Consider the following 20,304-nt stretch of genomic DNA (forward strand, 5'->3'; position numbering starts at 1 on the left):
CTAAATACTTAGTTTTAAAGGGATGAAAGATTTGGAGAGAATAAAAAAACAACTTAAGAAAGGAACTTTAGAAATTATTATCTTAAGCTTGATAAGCAAAAAGGAAATGTATGGATATGAAATCATACAGCAATTAGAACAAAACAGCAATGGATTCTATTCATTGAAAGAAGGTTCTCTATATCCTGTATTATATAGGCTTGAAGATAGTGATTTCATAGAGAGTTATATGTTCCACGAGGAAGGGAAAAGAAAAATTACAAGAAAATATTATAAGATAACTGATAAGGGGATAAATCAGATTAATAATTATCTAAAAGAATGGAATAACTTTGTTTTTATAACTAATAAAATTCTTGGTATAGAAGGTGATATAAATGAATAAGGCGCATAAAAGATATGTTAACAAAGTTCTGAGAAGAATAGATTGCAGTAATAGTTATAAGAAAAGGATAAGAAATGATTTGCATATAATGATGGAGGAAAAGGCATTAGAACTAAACGAATCAGATCCATATAAGCTGTTGGGAGAGCCTGAACAAGTAGCCGAAGAATTTGCAGAAAATATGGGAGTGAATCTCTTTACTAAATATCAGTATGTATCCGAAAAAACGATTCTAGGAACTCCGGTAATACAGATAAACAATCATAATTATAGAGGTTATGAATATAAATCTAAAAAAACTATCATGGGAATACCCCTTGTTCATATCAATAATAAGCCGCTGGGAGTTGCCAAGGGGATTATTGCTTGTGGTTCCATATCAATAGGAATTATCAGTTTGGGAGGTATTTCAATAGGTGTTATTTCTTTTGGAGGTGTCAGCTTTGCATTATTACTTGGTATTGGAGGAGCTGCATTATCAGGAGTAGTTAGTATTGGAGGACTTGCTGTAGCTGGGTTATTTGCTATAGGAGGAGCGGCTTTTTCCAACTACATATCAATAGGGGGAGCAGCCATTGCTAAAGAATTTGCTTATGGTGGATATGCAAAAGCAAAGGTAGCCATAGGTAAGGAAATCAATGCAAAAGTTGGTTTCTATTCCGAAAGCGGAAAAGGAGAATTTGTGAGAAAGATAGTAGAGGATACTCAGCTCATGAAGGATTATATATATAGCAAAGTGCCTGATTTAAGTAGTTTTGTAAAAGGTGTAATGGATAAATGTATGTATTTCGTAGATAGTTTAAGATAGGGGGATAAAAATGAGGAAAAATAATAAAGAGTTTATAGTTCTAGTAGTTTTAGCTGTCATTATGATAGCAGTTCTTTTTATAAAAATGCCAAATGATAATGCAGAAGGTAGTACCCCTAAGATAGATATTAATAGTTTAAGTGATGATAGTACTGATGACCATATTGTTGAATTATGGAGAGAAGATATCTCATATCTAGCTAAGAATTTAAAATCAAAACATAAGAACCTTTATCATACTATAAGTAAAAGCGAGTTCAAGAAAGAAACTAACCTATTGTTGGAAAAAATACCTGATTTGAATAATATAGGAAGAGTTATAGGCTTAAAAAGCTTAGTTGCAAAAATAGGTGATGGACACACTACTGTTATAGAGAACATGAATGTAAGATATTTCCCATTGAAATTTATGATGTTTGAAGATGGGATAGTTGTTACTAATACCACAGAAGAGTATAAAGAGATATTAGGAACCAAATTGGTACAGATAGGTAATGAACCAGTAGAAAATATTATTGAAAAGATGGGAGACATAATCTCTAGGGATAATGAGGTGCAATTATTAAAAGGTACTCTAAATTATCTTATAAATGCTGACTTCTTATATGAATATGGATATATCAAAGATATTAAAGGAAGTAAATATGTTTTCCAGAATTCACAAGGTGAAAAAATCACATTAGACCTTAAAAGCTTATCCACTCAAAGCAATGAAAAATGGGTTTCTATCGTGAGTAAATATCCTAAGATAGCTGACATGGGCTATATTAAAAACACAAACAATCCATATTGGTATGAATACTTGTCACAAGAGAAATTAATATATTTTCAATATAATGTATGTATGAATAATAAGGAAAGACCAATAAATGAATTCATAGATGAATTATCAGCATTCATAGAGGATAAAGATGTGGAGAAATTTGTATTTGATATGAGATTCAATGGTGGAGGAGATTCTCGTATTATTGAACCACTAATTAATGAACTTGTTAAAAATGAAGCTATCAATACAAAAGATAATTTGTATGTAGTTATTGGCGGTGATACTTTTTCATCGGCAATACTTAATACTCTATCCATGAAAAAAGAAACCAATGCGACAATTATTGGTAGTCCAACTGGAGGCAAACCAAACCATTATGGTGAAATAAAAACTTTTAGACTACCTAATACTGGTATTACAATACAATACTCTACCAAATATTTTAAGCATAGTGAAAACGATGAGGATTCTATATATCCTGATATCCATATAAAATATTATTTAGATGATTTTATTAATGGCATTGACCCAGTGATGAAAGAAATTATAAAAAAGTAAATTCTTGATAGAAATATGTATTGAAATATCCACTGCTGTAAATATTGTACTTGGGATTTATAGGTATGAAAGATAGGACATAGGGTTAATCTATAAATATATACAATAACTGCAGAGGAGGATATTTATGAAAAAGAGAAAAATTACAGGGCTAGTATTATGTTTTTGTCTAATAATAGTTTTGTTGTATGGATGTAAAAGTCATAGCGAACCAACATCTAAAGATAAAACTACCCATACAACCGTAGAGCCTAATAATGAGGATAATGAGTTAGAGGATGTAGAAAAGTCACAAGAGGATGATATAATAACATTGACTCTAGTAGAAAAAGATTTTATGCCATCTAATACTGATGATTTAGAGTATATTGATGAAATAAATTCTGCATTATCAGAGAATGGAATAAAAGCTAAGTTAGAATTAGTACAGCTTCCTCAAGGAAGTTATTCAGAAAAAATAGATGAATTGATTACTGACGGTAATATACCTGATATCATATGGTTCAGGGATGGAATTGATAAAAAATATGCCGAACAGGGTATGTTGGTTGATCTGACAGAGTATATTGATGATTCAAAAGTATTGGGTAAAGCTATGGAGGAATACAATAAATCTCGTATAGATTCGTATCCATACCTGTTAAGAATTAGATATAACACTCCCAAGCTGGCAGTGGTGAGAAAAGATTGGTTAGATGAATTAGAATTACCAATTCCTAAGACGGTTCAGGATTATTATACTGTATTAAGCGCATTTGCTAATAGTGATTTTGATCATAATGGTGAAAAAGACACTTATGGGGTAACAGTCACAGGTGATACAGATAGGCTCGATGATATTTTCAACGCTGCTTTTTCAATGCCTACCACTTGGATAAAAGACGAAACTGGCAAATACATCTATTCAAAGGTAAGTTGGTGTGAAAAAGAGAAATTAGCTTTTTACCGTAAATTGGTAGAAGAAAAAATACTTGATCCAGATTATGCTGTAACTAAATGGGATTCTATGGAAGAAAAATTATATACAGGAAAAGTCGGTATGATTATAGGATCAGCAGGAAAAGTCATTGAAATCTATAATACCAAATTAAGAAATGCAGGAATTGAAACTGATCTAATTCCCCTTGATCCTCCTATAGGAAATAGCGGTAATGGATTAGCTCCAGTAGATGTTACAAGAGAAGACAAAGGTTTTGCAATATCTAATCAGTGTGAGCATAAAGACCTGGCTTTTAGAGTACTAGAATTTATGGCTTCTGATGAAGGGCAATTATTAGATAGACTTGGAATTGAAGGAAGAGATTATACAATAGATGGTTATGGTAATATTACACGTACTAAAAAAGGTGAAGAGTGGTATGCCAGATTTTTTGATGTACCCTCATGGGAATCACCAGTTCCATTACTATCAGATATAGCTCAAGAATCACTTGATATAGCATCTAAATATTACACTGAAGATATTAATTTTGAAATTCCTAAGGAGTATAGTACCAATTGGGATGAAATGACCAGTCTCTACAAAGAATATTCCTATAAAATCATCAATGGTGAAATAGGTATTGAAAAATTTGATGAATTCGTTGAAAAATGGTATAAGGCTGGTGGAGAAGAAATTACAGAGTTAGCACAGGAAAAGCTAAAATAAATAAATTATCAATGGGGCTGTCGGATAATACATTTTCAGAAGGCTACAAGTCTTGGAAGATGTATTATCCGACAGCCCTTAAATTTAGTTCATAAACAGACTGCCATAATCTTATAACAGATTCATCAGTAATTTACAATATTTCCGTTTTCGTCTATAATATTACCATCTTTATCAAAATATGTTGTTACTAAAACATTTGTAGGTATCTTAACTTCTCCTACAACAACCTCTCTCTTCCATTCTTTTACATTTTTTCTGAATTGCATAGTTTCTGTGTTTATTATTCCCATTTCAATCATATTATCTAGGAAATAATCTTCGACTCTTTCTTCTGTTCCATCTGCTAATGTATAAATATTTCCAACAAAACCATCATGAAAATGCCCTGGAATTGGTCTTCCTAAATCACCACCACCGTTACAGATACTGCATTCATTGACATGTCTTACTCTTATGATATCAATGTATTTCTGAACGTTAACTAATTTTTTTACATCAATAAGAGAACGATAGGTTGAAAATTGGAATCCAACTCCTCTTTCAGCTTTAGTACAATTAGCAGGAGCATTTGCTATAGGAAAACCATAATTAAAACCTTTGCTATAGCTTTTTGTAACAGTATTTCCTACTGTTTTGGTAATGGTCTGTGAATGACTTGTACTAACATTTGATGAGAAGATTTTGGATATTTTTATACCCAAGGATACAGAAACAGATGTTGTATTTGTCTCAGAAGTAGAAACAGAATGGGATATAGAAACTGATTCATTTAATGTTCCTGAGAAATTATCTGTTCTATAGATAGTTCCAAATCTCTTGTAATCAACAACAGGGTCATCATCTGAAGGACCTTTAACTAATTTTGTTTCTCTAACTCTAGCATAATAGTCTCCATTGTCATCACTATATTTAACATAACCAGTATTAGAATTTTCATCATATGGTCCTACTATGTATATTGGGGATGACTTCACTAATGGCTCAACTACACTGGACTTTGTAATTGAACTAGCTCCATGCACTGACGATACAGGCAACATAACTAATAAAAGCACCACGAAAATATTAAACAATTTTTTCATAACAACACTCCTCTAATAATTTTTAAATAAAAAATATAAACCACTATCTATTCAAGAATTCACATCATACATATTCAAACTTATGAAACAAGTCCTCGTGCAGCTTGTACCATCTTTAAAAGTGAATTATCACACTCCTTAATAATATAATCTAGCAGCCTGTAATTATATTATACATATAATTAGATTAATAATTTGCCGAAATTACTGAAAAAATCTATTTATTATTTAAAATAGCTAAATGTTTAGAAAAGTGTTTGAAAAAGAGGTTGGAGGAAGATAGACACTATTTTTATATAGTAATTAGACCTATTTTATACAATCTAATAAGCCAAAAAATTCAATAAAATTAACACAAATCAAAGAAAATTATCTTTTACTAAGGGTATTTGTTACTTATTCCAAGCAAAAAGTATATTACTAAATTTATATAGTAAAATATATACAAAAAGAATTGTAAATAAAATGGATATTTGTGTAGCATTATTTTAGAAATCATGTATAATAATAAGAGTAAGAAAACCCCATAAAAACCTATAAACCCCCAAAAATTTATTTTTTTAAATACCTTCTCCTTAAAGAAGACAGCGATCGGTAGCTGTCTTCTTTTTACTATCTATCTTTATCAACATACTAAATATTATTTCAATCCATATTAAACTAATTATCTAATTAATCCATAAAATTAATGATATAAATAATGACATAAATAATGATATAAATAACGATACATACAACGATATAAATAACGATATAAATAACGATACATATAACGATATAAATAACGAGTGTAGGTAGTATAGGGGAATATGTAGCAGTGAGCCATGGACGGCGAACTCAGCCCTTAATCTGACAGCCCTACTGGACTGTCAGAAATAATAATGGACTCGATGTCCATTATTATTTATTGGAAACATGGACGTTTAACGGGCTGACGAAATATTCCCCTATACTACCTACACGACCGTTAGGCACTCTATCACTTCATTAACTTAATAATATTTATAATTTCTTCTGTTCTTTTCTATATAAAACCCCAATAAAAAACGCTATAACCAAAGATATAAACGGAATTACCGACATCAAAAATCTAAACGCACCTGCTGGATTAGGACCTGGATTATCCCCATTAACATATCCATACAACACTCCAATCAATGCAAAAGCCACACTTTGAAAAACTCCACTGATTCTAATAATAAACCCATAAACACTAAGATAGATAGCCTCTCTCCTTGAACCTGTTTTTTCAGCATCCTTATCAATAATCTCACTAGTAATTACCTCACCACTAATTAAAACACTGCAATAGCCTATGCCCAACAGCATTCCCGAAATAATCCCTGTAGTAAAATTATACGAAAAACCTAAAGGAATGACTGTTATCCCGATAACCGCTACACCTATCAACCATGTCTTGGAAGCACCTACTTTTTTAACAAGCTTAGTCCATATAAGCACAGCTGGAATAGCTACAACGAATATAGAAGCCATCATCAGAGAGGTCTTATCAGAATCTAATCCTAGAGAATACTTAGCATAAAACGGTAAAGCCGCTATAAGCAGACCAAAAACAAATTGTATGAAAGTATAAGCAATAGAATAGATCCAGAATAATTTATTGCTAAGAGTTTCTTTGAATGCCTTGACAAAAGGTATTTTCGGAGTATCAATCAGAGACTTATCCTCATGACTCCCAAGTATAGAGTACAACAATATCACAGTACCAATAATGCCATATACAACAGCCATCATAGTAAACCCAAGATTTTTATATAATATTGGAGTTACAGCCATACCAATGATTGTACCAATGATTCCAAAGATCTGTTTCAATCCGCTGGCTTTTGCTCTTAATGAGTTTTTTCTGAATAATTCAGGGAAAAGCGCACCATAATTTCCCCATAAAATAGTTGCAAAAGTTTCATACAGAAAAATAATTATAGTAAAATACCAAAAAAGTCTATTTCCCTCCATAAAACTTGAAGGTGTAGAGAAAACCAAGATAAAAAATATTATGTAGAAAGGTAATGCTCCAATGAGCCAGGGTTTTCTTCTGCCCCATTTGGTACGAGTATTATCTGATAAATAACCAAATAAAATATTATCTACTGCATCCCACACTGAAAATATACCTCGTCCAATTGCTGCAAGACCCACTGCCAAGTTAAGGGTATCCACATAATAGTACATGAGAAATACAGTGAAAGCCTGACTAGGTATTTGCAAACCGAGCATACCTAATGAATACCTTAATGTTGATACTTTTCTTTTGTTGTCCTGTGATTCATTCAAATTAAAATCATCTCCTTTAATAAGTAATTGATTGTGAATATTATAACTAAATGCTTTACAGACTCAATTATACATCAATAAATATAACAATATCAATGATATAATTAAAACGCATAAACTTTCTGTTGATTCATTTTTTTGAGTATGATAAGATAATATTTAGGTGGTTTTATAGTTAAAGGAGGAGTTATATTTGGTAGCGAGTACAATATTTAAGATACCTAGCATAGAAGATGCTGGTAGAATTTTGTTTGTACAGCCTCATCCAGATGATAATGATATTGGTGCAGGGGGTACTATTGCAAAATTATCTAATAATGGTTGTGAAATATATTATTTAACTGTAACAAATGGAAGTATGGGAACAGTAGACCCATTGATGAAAAGGGATAAATTGGCTTATATAAGAAAAGAAGAACAAGAAAAGGCAGCAGATATTCTAGGGGTAAAACAAGTGATTTCTCTAGGTATTGATGAATTGACTAATATCTCAGTTACAGATATGGCAGGTAAAATAGTTAGTGTCATAAGAGAAATCAAACCAGAGATTGTTATAACAGTTGATCCATGGTTGATGTATGAAGGTCATCCAGATCATATAAAAGTAGGAAAAGCAACAGTTGAAGCCTGTTTATTTGCATTATTCCCTCATTATCCAAGTAATGAGGAAGGTATTACTTATGAGAGTTACAGTGTACAAGGTATAGGTTTTTACCATACCACATATCCTAATACCATTATAGATATTGGTGGATATTTTGAAACAAAAATCAAAAGTATAGCTACTCACATAAGCCAGTTCAATAAAGATGATCTGCAGATGATGAAAGATTATCTTAAGTTGAAAAGTAAACAAATCGGTGAATCCAATGGTTATAAGTTAGCTGAGGGGTTCAAGATCTTTACTCCGAAACATATGCATTGTTTTGTAGATGCAGTCAAGATATGATTGAAATTCAATATTAGTTCAAATACATAGCATAGTAATTATAATTTATCGTTTATATACTATGCTATCATTCTAACAAGATTTAATTATATATCAGTTTGTAAACACCACTACTTTACGAGATATGAGGGAGGTTCTTATGGAAAAATCAAGACAGGTATTACAAGATATAGTCAGAAATATAGAAAAAGTCATTGTGGGAAAAAACGAAGTTATTAAATTGATGGTAATTTCATTAGCATGTGATTCTCATGTATTGATAGAAGATGTTCCAGGAGTAGGAAAAACTACATTGGTATCAGCATTAGCTAAATCCATCAATGGTTCTTTCAATAGAATTCAATTTACTCCTGATGTTATGCCTTCAGATATAACAGGTTTTTCTATGTACAATCAAAAGAGTAATGAATTTGAATTCCATAAAGGCGTTGTCATGGGAAATATCCTTTTGGCGGATGAAATCAATAGAACACCACCGAAAACTCAATCAAGTCTATTGGAAGCTATGGAAGAAAAACAGGTAACTGTTGATGGTATAACCCATGAGCTGCCAAAACCTTTTATGGTGTTAGCAACACAGAATCCTATTGAATATTTAGGTACTTATCCTTTGCCAGAGGCTCAGATAGATAGGTTTATCATGAAAATATCCATTGGGTATCCAGAAGAAAGTGAAGAAAAGAAGATACTCAAATTATATGAACACAAAAGTCCTTTTGAATCATTACAACCAGTAGCAACTTGCGAAGATATTATTAATGTTCAGAGCAAAGTTCGTGAGATATACTGTAGTGACGATATCATGAAATATATTGTCAAGCTTGTTGCTATGACAAGAGAATCAGATGATTTGGTATTAGGTGCAAGCCCAAGAGGTTCTTTATATGTTCTTCTTGCAGCAAAAGCATTTGCCTTGTACGATGGCAGGGATTTTATTATTCCAGACGATGTAAAAGAAATCTTTTTACCTGTTTTATCTCATAGGCTCATACTCAGAAATGAAGCCAAGTTCAATAAAGTAACTCCAGAACAAATATTGAATGATATCATGAAACAAGTAAAAGTGCCTACGGGTGATTACCATGAAAAAAAATAGATTCTATCTAATATTATTACTCATAATTGGAATATTAACTTATTATATTGAAGGATACATATTAACAACTGTTTTCTATATTTTATTATTGGTACCTATTCTATCTTTTGGGTCAATATTACTTACCTATAATCAATTCCAGGTAAGTCATAAGGTGAGTAAAAAGAAAATCGTCAAAGGGGATAAGATCAATTATACTCTTACATTATATAATACTAACAGCTTAGTTTACTGTCCTATCAGACTAAAACTCGAATCAGATAAAATACTCTTTAAAAATCAATTTGTAACTCCAACTATAGTTCTGTACCCTAAAACTCAAGAAGAGATAGTAATACCTCTTAGATGTAACTATAGAGGTTACTATAGATTGGGTGTTAAATCCATTATAATAGATGATTATTTTGGACTTTTCTCCAAAGAATTCAAGTGTCTTGATGCTGTGAAAATGATAGTTTATCCATCCATAAAGAATTTGAACTATCTACCTAATACCCATATGGATGTTGATGAAGTAACCGATTCAAGGAACAGGACAATGGAAGAACAGAATAATATCTCTTATATCAGAGAATATGAAAAAGGAGATACATTAAATAAAATCCATTGGAAATTATCCTCTAAGTATAATGAACTCATGGTTAAACAATATAGCGGTGAAATTAGCAATGAAGTTGATATCATATTAGATTCCAATAAGCATTATTCTGATTATGAGTTGAATATAGCTTTAGAAGATAAAATGATTGAGACATGTGTAATGCTTATAAATTATCTTTTGATTCATAACAAGACGGTTAATTTCATATACAATGATGTAAGAAATGTTGCTATAACAGGTAAAGACTATAATGATTTCCAAAGGATATATGAGGAGTGCGCATTATTAGAATTCACACGTAAGTTTGATTTTGGAAAATCAATCCTAGAATATTATTATAGAGAAAATAATGATATCTTTATTAATAGTAATCAATACATTATTACATCCAATATAAATGAAGTTTTAATCAAAAGCCTAAAACAACTAAATATACAAAAGATAAGAATAACCATTGTATACATATACTTCAGCGATAACAAGAATAATGAGTGCTTAGAAAAACTTAATGCAGAGGGTTATAATATAATAAACATTTCTTATGATAGTGACTTGGACACGTTGGTAGAAGGAACTTCATTATAAGTGAGGGGAAATTATGGGGAAATACTTGAAAAAAATAATTGATGCTATGTTATTTGAGTTTACTAAGATACTCATGGTCTATAGCATAACAATGACTATAACAGGTTTAATGTGGTATGAGATTTCTTATGTCAAGTTATTTGCAATAATAATTATTACATATACAGCCTTATCGTTGGTTACACATAACATAAAGTTTCTGTTGGTGAGTATTGTAAGTATGTCGTCTCTAATGATAATTGGCTATGTTATATTGGTTTTGTCTAACAATCTATTGGATTTTATATCAAAAATAAATATATATATAGAATTATATAATGATGCAATAGTAAAGGGTTCATTACTAGAAGTGAAGGACCAGATTATACCTATAACCATAATTGCTTTTATTATCTGCTTAATTGTAATATTGATATCAAAATGCAGATATTATTTTATAGGTTTATTTGTTACAGGATTAGCAGCATTCTTAACAGCTTCATTTGTGAGAGGATATTATAATGTTACAGGTTTCTATATTTTTATAGTGGCTTTAATCACTAATTATTTCTATTATTTTTACACCAAGAATATAAAGAACAAAGATAAACAAGGTTTTTATCTTCTAGCAGTGAATTCAATATTATTCTCTATAATTCTTGTTTTCCTAGCTGGAAACTTGTATAGAATAAAACCTCAGCCATTGATATTTTTATATGATATTGGAACGGCTGTAGAAAAATATATTGACAACATAAAAGAAAAGAATGCTAGAAAAAAAGAATCAGATGAATCAGGCGGACAAAATGGTGATAATGAATTTAATAGAGAAGAGAAAGATGAAGAGGCAGTTGAATATGAAAGTGCAGACATATTGAAACCTAAGGTAGAAACTACCAGCAAGTCTTTATTATATGTTTATACAGACCATCCAATATATCTTAGAGGAAGTGTTTGCAACATATTCAATGGAAAACAGTGGGATTATTATGTGAACTATAATTTTGAGATTAATGATATGGAGGAACATATTTTTGGATTGAAATATCTAACCAGATATATTAGGGATGATACTGTTTATAAGGAGTACAGAGATGTTGCCAATAGTTTTTTTGATGAAGAAAAGGTCGGTATAATATATAAAAATATTGCTACGAATATACTTTTTACACCAACCAACTTCATATCTATATATGATAGTAATGGTAATAATTCAAATGATGTTTTCAGATACGATGCAAGTGAAATTGCTAGATACAATAAGGTTCTTGGAAAAGATTTTACCTGTTCCATAAATTATCTAAAACCTAAATATAACTTGGAAATGTTTCAGAACATGTTAAGGAGAAGTAAAGAAGGATTATATGATAGTTTCGGTAATTCCAGCCATAAGGAAGATTTAATCTATAAAGCTAGAAAGATAAGACAAGAATATATGCAGATTCCAGATGGTACAACAGATAGAACAATAGAATTAGCTGATAATATAACAAAGGGTTATAATAATGATTATGATAAAGCTAAAGCAATTGAGATTTACCTAAAATCAAATATTGATTATTCATATTCTACTGACCTGCCTGATGATGGAGAAGATATTATTGATAATTTCTTATTCGAAACAAAAGAAGGTTTCTGTACATACAGTGCAACATCAATGGTTATTATGCTTAGAAGTGTGGGTATTCCTGCCAGGTATGTAAAGGGATTCGTAATCAGAGAAAAAGAAAAGGAAGATGCTGATAATATAGTATTGCAGAATAATAATAAAAAACAAGAGGAATCCAAAAATAATAAACGAACTGTTACGGGATATAATGCCCATGCTTGGGTTGAAGCTTATTTGGAAGGGTATGGCTGGTTGCCTTTTGAGCCTACAAGTGGTTTTAATTTTGTTCAGGAGACTAAAAAGATTGACTACCTTAAGAAGCCACAGACAGATATTGAAGATACAAAGATAGATGATTTGACTAATAAAAATGTAAAAGAGAAAAAAATTCCAACCAGTTATATAATAATTTTCTTGATAACATTGAAGTTGGTAATAAGCGTTTTATTGATTACATCAAGACTTAGAAAGCATAAGCGGTTTTATGAAATCAGTACTACACCTAACAAGATAATAAAACTGTTTACAAAAATACTCATGTTGATGGAGCTTGTGGGATATAAGACATATTCTAATCAAACTATTAGAGAATACGCTAAAAGTATCAACGGACAACTTGATGTAGAAGGATATAATCTAATGGAGTTAACCAAGATCTACGAAATTGCTTGTTATAGCAATGAAGTAATTGAGGATGATAAATTAGAGTTGTTTGAAGGGTATTATGAAGTCATAAAAAATATTGCCAAGAAAAAATCTAATATTATTGTAGTCGGATTAAAATTATTCATCTATAATATGAAATAAAGCTATTATAAAAACCTTTGGAAAATATTCCTTAGGTTTTTTTGCAACCAAATTAGTATTTGGTGCATCTATATATTGTAAAGTAATATAGAATCTATATTTTCCTATAAATGATGTGTTAAATAATAGGTGTTAAGGGAGAAAAAATGGTAACGACTAGTGATGAAACACAAATGTTTGAATTAAATAATGAAGAATACTTAAAAAATATAATGAGCAGGTATGGAACTCAGCTTAAAAGATATGCCTACATGATGGTTAAGGACGAACATTTGGCAGAAGATGTGGTGCAAAAGACTTTCATTAACTTTTACTATAGCCTAAACAATTATCGGCGTGACAGTAGTGAGAAAAATTATTTGTACACTATACTAACCAATGAGTGCAGACAGATTAAGAGGAAAAATTGGTTTCGTAGAGAAAACAGGAATAATTATGAAGATGTAAAGAATGAGTTTCAGTACAATGAAGAGGATAGTCTTGACAAAATAGCAGTTGCTGATTGTCTGGCTAAGATAAAACCAAAATATAGAGAAATAATCATACTCTACTATTATCAGAAGTTCTCTGTTGCTGATATATCAGAAATATTGAATCTAACTAACAGTGCTGTCAAAAGTAGGTTGAAATATGCAAGGGATAGTATTAAAAAATATCTAGAGGAGGTGTTTGTAGATGAATGATGATAAGATAACTAGAATGGTTGGAAAAAATTTGGATAGAGAGCTGAAGAATATAGTTTTTAGTGATAAATCACAAGATGCAGTCCTTAGGGAACTTAAGAATAACAGTAATCAAAGTATACTGAATAGATTTCTTGATTACAAGCTAAGGATACCAGTTAACAAATTGATTGTAGGGGTTAGTGTTACAGCTTTTGCAGTAGTATTTTTATCTTATCAGGCATTTAGATTAACACCTGATAACATAAGAGACAGTCAAATTCAATATATAGAGATATCAAGTGTAAGATGAATTATTTTATTAATTGATGGGAGTAATAGCTTATGAAGTATATAACGATAAAGGTGAAACATATTATTATATTTATTTGTGTGTTGATTATAGTGTATATTGGTATTAATTTCAATTCTCCAGGTATGTATTATTTATTGGGGAACATGAGTAAGGGAGATAATAGTAATGCTTATTACAATAGATTGGTGAATGAGCATCCAGAAGACAAAAACAGTGTTTTAGGGCAGATTAAGATTCTTGAAAACATATTATTCAGTAACGATAACAATAAAATTTTTAATAAGATGATAGTTACTGTACAAGATGGATTCAGCACCGTAAATGGTGATACTAGAGTTGTTGGTGAGGAGAGTATTATAGATATAAATGATACGTATAGTACATTATTGGAATATCATAGAGACAATGATTATTTTGATAACTATACATTGTATACTGCTTTAGTTAATTGGTATGCTGGATACAATGAAAATGCTTTAGGTTTGCTTGAGAAAAATGTGTTCAATAATAAAGAATATGAAAATTTACGAAATATGTATCTATCATTAATGAACATTGAATTAGGTAATTTTGATGAAGCTGTAAATTTAATGGAAAAACATTATGATGAGGAATATGAATTCTATTGGGATACAGTAGCTTATTATTATAGCCTGTTAAGCGGTAAGAAGGATTTTAGTAAAAAAGATTTTAGCGATCATATATTTGCTGAAGATAAAAAGGTTAGAATTATTGACTACCTCAATGAAGATATTTCATCAGTGCAAATGGAAAAAAATAAAAAGGCAGATAATACTATACAAGGGGTATTGCTAAGTGATGGTAAGCCAGTAGAGAATATGTTGGTGTTTTTAACATCAATGGATGGAGTAAGCAGTCAGATGGGATTCGTATTTAGAAATAACTTGATTGCTGTAACAGATGAAAATGGGCAGTATAGTTTTGATAATGTACCAAATGGTGATTATAGTCTGGGGCTATGTGTTCCATGGAATAGAATAAAGGGTCATAATATAGAATTTGATAAGGGCTATAGAAAGATTGAGATGGAAGGTAACAGTTCATATACAAGAAATATAAATCTATTTTCACCTATAAAAGTAAGTATTAAAAAGATTGAGAGTAATAGATATCAGTTCCAAGTAAGTCATGATTATTTGGATTTTGACTATTATAAAGTAGGATTATCACTTATAAATGGTGATGAAGACGGTTTTTATAATGTTAACTATCATTCAAACACAAAATTCAGAGGAAATACTATAAACTTTGATGTAGATAAAGAAAGGGAGAGTTATTTTAATACAGGCTATAGATCTTCTAATGGTATTATTTATGTTGAGTCATTACTAGATGCTCTACATCATTCAGGAAAGTATTATTTGAAAATTACTGGGGGATATGATGACCGAGATTGTTGGATTGACAATTATGGTTCTTATTCTAATACGCCTATTACTACTATTGATATCCAGGGTGAAGAGTGGACAGAAGGAGATAAATTACTTATCGACCAAAAATTTGGAGAAGCTGTTTTACAATACGAGAAAGAATTGAAAGAAAATCCTGATGATCTGCATATTCGTAGAACTTTAGCTAAGATGTATATGAGGGAATGGGATGATAACGATGATGAATCAAATATTGATTATAAGAAAGCATTAGAACATTTGCGGATTATTAATGAATCGATGCCTACACCAGAAATAAAAGAAGCTATTGGGAATTGTTACTATAATCTAAAAGATTATGAAACTGCCATAGAGTACTATGATAAAGATGTTGATATCCAGCAATACTATATAGCTAAGAGTTATTATTATCTTAATGAGTATAATAAGGCTATAGAAAATTATAGCGGATTGATTGGAAGCTATTTAAATGATACTGTCATAGAAAAAATGATAAGAATATATTTGCTTCAAGATGACATGGAAGGTTTAAAAAGTGTTATAACTAAGTATACCAATAAGTATAATAATGCCGATTATGAACCAGTGACAAATAAATATATCAATATGGATAGGTCAGATTTCAAAGAGTTCTATGGATTCATTAACGATGGTAATATTGATGAAGCAAAAAGTTTTCTGAGTAATAAAGATAGTGATCTAGCCAGATTCTATCAATTACTATTTATCTTACTTGAAGATACTAATGGTGAAAGCAGAGCCAATAAATTCATGGATGTATACAAAGATATTAACGATGATATATTAAAGGATTACGCAAAAAATCTAGGATATGACGAAATTAAAGACTATGATACCTATAATCATGATAATAACAATGATGAAGCAATACAGGATTAGATCATACAGATAACTAGAATAAGCAATCTTCAAGCATTTGGAGGTTGTTTATTTTTATAGTATTCTTATGATAATCAATGATGCCTTTATCTTTCATAAGAGCGAGTTCTCTAGATAGAGATGGTCTTGTAACGCCTAAGGTTTCAGCCATTTCTTTTCTTGAGATATTTAGTTCTATATATAGGTTCTGTTGTTTTTTATATTCTGAGAGTAGGAAATCAGCTATCTTCTGACGCATGTTTTCATAGGAAAGATTCCTAAGTTTTTTATTAAGGGTAAGTATTTTACTGGATAGTACATTGAGCAGATTATTCATTATTATTGATTGATGTTCCATAAGGTCAATAATCTGTTTTTTAGAGATATAAAGTACCTCCAATGAGTTGCAGGCAACTAAGGTTGAAGGATAATGTTTCATGTTAGAAAAAAGGATAACTTCTCCAAATATATCACTAGGATTCAATCTTGTTACAGTAATAGATTTTCCTAGAGGGTATATTTTCCTAATTTCAATATTGCCTTCAAGGACAATCCCTATCTTATGGCATTCTTCTCCTTCAGTACTGATTATCTGTTCTTTTGAATAATTTATTACATCATAATCTATAGTTGACAAGATAGATTCAATATCTTCTGTGCTCATATTTTTGAATAAGGAGCATTGCTGTAATATATTAATTAGCATAATGAATACCTCTTTTTTAATAATATTTTTTCTAACAGTAATAAAAGTCTTTTTTATAGTTTAATTTATAGAGTTAATAATTTCAAGTCTATAAATAATAAAAGTATTCATTATACTAATACGAATTTTAATACCAATCTGATTTCATTTATTCATCACAAACTATTTAACCCAATAATAACTGCAATCATTACACCTATCTAGATAACCATACTCAATGAGATATCTTCTAACAATAGCATAATCATCATATATTCTTTTTAAGATTCTATTTATCTCTTTTTCCGTATATCTATAGTTAGGTTTGAAATTCTCTGCAATATGTCTTAGAACAATTATTTTCCTTTTTTCTTTGGAAGGCAGATCCTTTAATTTACCTTCTGGTGTAAAATATCTTTTTACTATTTTTTCTCTTTCATCTTCTGTAATTACATATCTGTCATCAATCATTGTAGCAGTTTTATGTGGCTCTATTATTTTATTATCATGAGTATTATTACTTGCCAATTCCATCAAAATTGTAAATATCTTTGCTTGTTTTTCTTTCTCTCGTAACTTGAATCTGTAGTTTCTAATGGTAGATTCAGATATATGCAGCTCTCTTGATATTTCTTTATCATTCATATTTTTGTGAAAACATTCAAGGACTTCTTTTTGATTATCAGTCAACCCAGTATACTTTTTATTTAGGCTAATCAAAAAATTGAAGGTTCCACCATGTACTTCATCAATGTGATACTGCATTCTCTTTTCAGATGTAATTAGTTGATTATTATAATTATGGATTATACCATTTTCTAATTTATCTCCACATATAAGACAAATATAATTACCGTCATTGTCATCATATAAATAACCTTTTTTTAAATCATCAATACTTGCATTCCAAAATAAATCATTATTCATCATCTTTAACACCTCATATATCATTTGAGTTCATAATAACACATTAACATGATTAATGCAAACAATAATTGTTTTGGTTTATAAAAATACAAACAATAACAAATAAGGTTTGGATACTATGGGATGGAATTTACAAGAATTAAGATGAGTGAATATCATAATTTAACGATATGCATCCACTATAGGTAAAAATTACCATTTGTTTGAATCTATATAATCTTATACTATAAGTAGGGAGGTGAAAAAGTTGGAAAAGAACAAGTCGCTAGATGAGATGGTCTTAGTAGCGAAGGATGATATACACATAAGAAACACTCTTATAGAGCAGTATAAGCCTTTTATAGCATCAATAATCCAAAATAAAACTGGTAGATATATTGAATATGGTATTGATGAAGAGCTATCTATAGGTTTAATTGCATTCAATGAAGCTATTGATAAATATGAAAAAGATAAGGGGAGTTTTTTGACTTTCTCAAAAATAGTTATAAGTAGAAGGCTTATTGATTATCAAAGAAAGAATTCTAATCATGGTAATAATGTTATACTTTATAATGATGATGTTGCTAAGGATATAGATTTAGTTGATAGGAAAAGTCTTGATATATATAGAATCAAAAACGAAAATGAGTTAAGACAATTGGAGATAATAGAATTCAAAAAAGAGTTATTGACGTGGGGACTTGACTTTACCAAACTTGTTGAGCATTCTCCCAAACATAAAAGAACTAGAAGATTATATAAAAAAATAGCCACTCTGATTGTATCAGATTGTGAATTGATGAATTATATACATAATAATAAAAGATTACCTGTTCAGAAAATAACAGAAAAAATGAAAATACACCGAAAAAAAATAGAACGAGGACGAATATATATTATAGCACTAATAATTATTAAAATGGGAGATTATGAATATTTAAAAGAATATCTGTAGGAGGTGAATATATGCGTGCAGTAGTTATGGAGATATATAGTAATCATATAATAGTCTTAACAAAAGACGGTCAGTTCAAAAAAATGAAAAAACCCAATCATTATATAGAAGTTGGAATGGAAATAAATATTGATAGTATGACAAATACGAATTACAGAAGAATAGCAGCTATTATTGCAATAGTATTTCTTATTAGCGGATTTGGAGTTAGTGCCTATGCATATTATACACCTTATGGATATGTTAATGTTGATATTAACCCAAGTATTGAAATTGTATACAATAGATTTAATAGGATATTAAAGATTAATGGTGTCAATGAAGATGGAAAAAATGTTGTTGATAACATATCTGATTATAAAAATAAGAAGGTTGAAAAATTTTTAGGCGATATAATAGCTGAAAATGCATTGAATAATAGTGACCAAGTTAATGTCATTCTTACTTATGATAAGCTTGAGGAAGAAGCCATAGATAATTTAAAACAATCTATTGAAGAAAATGATAAGGTGAATGTATATGCATTTGAAATTCCTAAAAACGAATATGAGAAAATAAAATGTGATAATCTATCACCTGGTAAAGCAGCTTTAATTGATAAAATCAAAACAAGTAATCCTTCTTATAAAGAAAAACTTGAGGAAAAGACAATAGAAGAGCTTGTTGAAATAGTTGATAAAAGAAATAATAAATATAAGGAAAATAATAGTAATAAAGATAATAATAAGAAAAATAATAACGGTAATAAGAAAAATGATAATGGCAGTGATAATGGTAATAAAAATAATATTAGTGGCAATAGCAATGGTAATAAAAACAATAATAATGGCAGTAGCAATGGTAATAAAAACAATAATGATGGCAGTAGTAATGGTAATAAAACCATAAATAATGGTAGTGACAATGGTAATAAAAACAATGCTAATGGCAGTAGCAATAGTAACAAAAACAATGATAATAACATTGATGATAATAGTGATAGGAACAATAATGGAAACAAAAATAATAATGGTAAAAAATTAAATAGTAATAATACTAAAGAAACCAGCTCAAAAAATATAATAGATCAAAAAGAAGAATCCAAAGTGGAAAATAAACAACAAAAACACATAAAAGAAGAATTAAGTAATGATAAAAAAACGCAAGATGATATTAAGGGTAATAAATATCAAGGGAAACATATAGGTCAATCCCATAATAATAAAAAAAATAATGACTCAATTAAAAGTAATGGAAATACAAATAATAAAAACAAAAATAAAAAATAAATAAAAAAAAATAATACCCCTAAAATGGTAAAAATGTGTACGAATAG

17 protein-coding genes are annotated in these 20,304 nt (G+C 29.8%); 13 read left to right on the forward strand and 4 right to left on the reverse strand.

The features are described from left to right. The first annotated feature begins 31 nt into the window (after positions 1–31). From HYG85_RS17845 to HYG85_RS17860, 4 genes are all read left to right on the forward strand, one after another. Positions 32–385 carry a PadR family transcriptional regulator gene (locus tag HYG85_RS17845; RefSeq protein WP_244971220.1) on the forward strand — a complete coding sequence of 118 codons (354 nt, stop codon included), beginning with the start codon at positions 32–34 and terminating at the stop codon, positions 383–385. Then, positions 378–1,193: a hypothetical protein gene (locus HYG85_RS17850; protein WP_212690801.1), complete on the forward strand. Its 816-nt coding sequence runs from the start codon at positions 378–380 to the stop codon at positions 1,191–1,193. The genes HYG85_RS17845 and HYG85_RS17850 overlap by 8 nt, the downstream gene beginning before the upstream one ends. 10 nt (positions 1,194–1,203) lie before the next feature. Next, positions 1,204–2,517, forward strand: coding sequence for a S41 family peptidase (locus HYG85_RS17855; RefSeq protein WP_212690802.1), 1,314 nt, complete (start codon positions 1,204–1,206; stop codon positions 2,515–2,517). A gap of 127 nt (positions 2,518–2,644) precedes the next feature. After that, positions 2,645–4,165, forward strand: a complete 1,521-nt coding sequence (locus HYG85_RS17860) for an extracellular solute-binding protein (protein WP_212690803.1) — start codon at positions 2,645–2,647, stop codon at positions 4,163–4,165. A gap of 125 nt (positions 4,166–4,290) precedes the next feature. Here HYG85_RS17860 and HYG85_RS17865 read toward each other — a convergent pair whose 3' ends face one another. After that, positions 4,291–5,250, reverse strand: a complete 960-nt coding sequence (locus tag HYG85_RS17865) for a hypothetical protein (protein WP_212690804.1) — start codon at positions 5,248–5,250, stop codon at positions 4,291–4,293. Positions 5,251–6,252: 1,002 nt separating this feature from the next. After that, positions 6,253–7,545 carry an MFS transporter gene (locus HYG85_RS17870; RefSeq protein WP_212690805.1) on the reverse strand — a complete coding sequence of 431 codons (1,293 nt, stop codon included), beginning with the start codon at positions 7,543–7,545 and terminating at the stop codon, positions 6,253–6,255. Positions 7,546–7,738: 193 nt separating this feature from the next. On the opposite strand from HYG85_RS17870, the gene HYG85_RS17875 reads away from it, so the two are divergent. From HYG85_RS17875 to HYG85_RS17905, 7 genes are all read left to right on the forward strand, one after another. After that, complete coding sequence (locus tag HYG85_RS17875) at positions 7,739–8,494, forward strand: PIG-L deacetylase family protein (RefSeq protein WP_212690806.1); 756 nt, start codon at positions 7,739–7,741, stop codon at positions 8,492–8,494. 139 nt (positions 8,495–8,633) lie between these two features. Further along, complete coding sequence (locus tag HYG85_RS17880) at positions 8,634–9,590, forward strand: AAA family ATPase (RefSeq protein ID WP_212690807.1); 957 nt, start codon at positions 8,634–8,636, stop codon at positions 9,588–9,590. Beyond that, entirely contained in the window at positions 9,577–10,776 is a 1,200-nt protein-coding gene (locus tag HYG85_RS17885) for a DUF58 domain-containing protein (RefSeq protein ID WP_212690808.1), read from the forward strand. The genes HYG85_RS17880 and HYG85_RS17885 overlap by 14 nt, the downstream gene beginning before the upstream one ends. Before the next feature lie 25 nt (positions 10,777–10,801). Then, positions 10,802–13,171 carry a transglutaminase-like domain-containing protein gene (locus tag HYG85_RS17890; protein WP_212690809.1) on the forward strand — a complete coding sequence of 790 codons (2,370 nt, stop codon included), beginning with the start codon at positions 10,802–10,804 and terminating at the stop codon, positions 13,169–13,171. Positions 13,172–13,317: 146 nt separating this feature from the next. Further along, positions 13,318–13,854 carry an RNA polymerase sigma factor gene (locus HYG85_RS17895; RefSeq protein ID WP_212690810.1) on the forward strand — a complete coding sequence of 179 codons (537 nt, stop codon included), beginning with the start codon at positions 13,318–13,320 and terminating at the stop codon, positions 13,852–13,854. Further along, complete coding sequence (locus tag HYG85_RS17900; protein ID WP_212690811.1) at positions 13,847–14,146, forward strand: hypothetical protein; 300 nt, start codon at positions 13,847–13,849, stop codon at positions 14,144–14,146. Before HYG85_RS17895 ends, HYG85_RS17900 begins: the two co-directional genes overlap by 8 nt. Before the next feature lie 32 nt (positions 14,147–14,178). Then, positions 14,179–16,461 carry a carboxypeptidase-like regulatory domain-containing protein gene (locus HYG85_RS17905; protein WP_212690812.1) on the forward strand — a complete coding sequence of 761 codons (2,283 nt, stop codon included), beginning with the start codon at positions 14,179–14,181 and terminating at the stop codon, positions 16,459–16,461. A gap of 13 nt (positions 16,462–16,474) precedes the next feature. Here HYG85_RS17905 and HYG85_RS24700 read toward each other — a convergent pair whose 3' ends face one another. Together HYG85_RS24700 and HYG85_RS17915 are read right to left on the reverse strand one after the other, a co-directional pair. Beyond that, positions 16,475–17,146 (reverse strand): Crp/Fnr family transcriptional regulator, encoded by a 672-nt coding sequence (locus HYG85_RS24700; protein ID WP_212690813.1) that lies wholly within the window; start codon positions 17,144–17,146, stop codon positions 16,475–16,477. 162 nt (positions 17,147–17,308) lie between these two features. Next, positions 17,309–18,055, reverse strand: a complete 747-nt coding sequence (locus HYG85_RS17915; protein ID WP_212690814.1) for a DUF2087 domain-containing protein — start codon at positions 18,053–18,055, stop codon at positions 17,309–17,311. A gap of 244 nt (positions 18,056–18,299) precedes the next feature. Between HYG85_RS17915 and sigI the strand changes: the two genes are divergently transcribed. Continuing rightward, positions 18,300–18,989 carry an RNA polymerase sigma-I factor gene (gene sigI / locus HYG85_RS17920; protein WP_212690815.1) on the forward strand — a complete coding sequence of 230 codons (690 nt, stop codon included), beginning with the start codon at positions 18,300–18,302 and terminating at the stop codon, positions 18,987–18,989. Positions 18,990–19,000: 11 nt separating this feature from the next. Beyond that, positions 19,001–20,257, forward strand: a complete 1,257-nt coding sequence (locus HYG85_RS17925) for an anti-sigma factor domain-containing protein (RefSeq protein WP_212690816.1) — start codon at positions 19,001–19,003, stop codon at positions 20,255–20,257. Positions 20,258–20,304 lie beyond the last annotated feature (47 nt).

Origin of the sequence: Vallitalea guaymasensis (assembly GCF_018141425.1) — a bacterium.
Classification (GTDB): domain Bacteria; phylum Bacillota; class Clostridia; order Lachnospirales; family Vallitaleaceae; genus Vallitalea; species Vallitalea guaymasensis.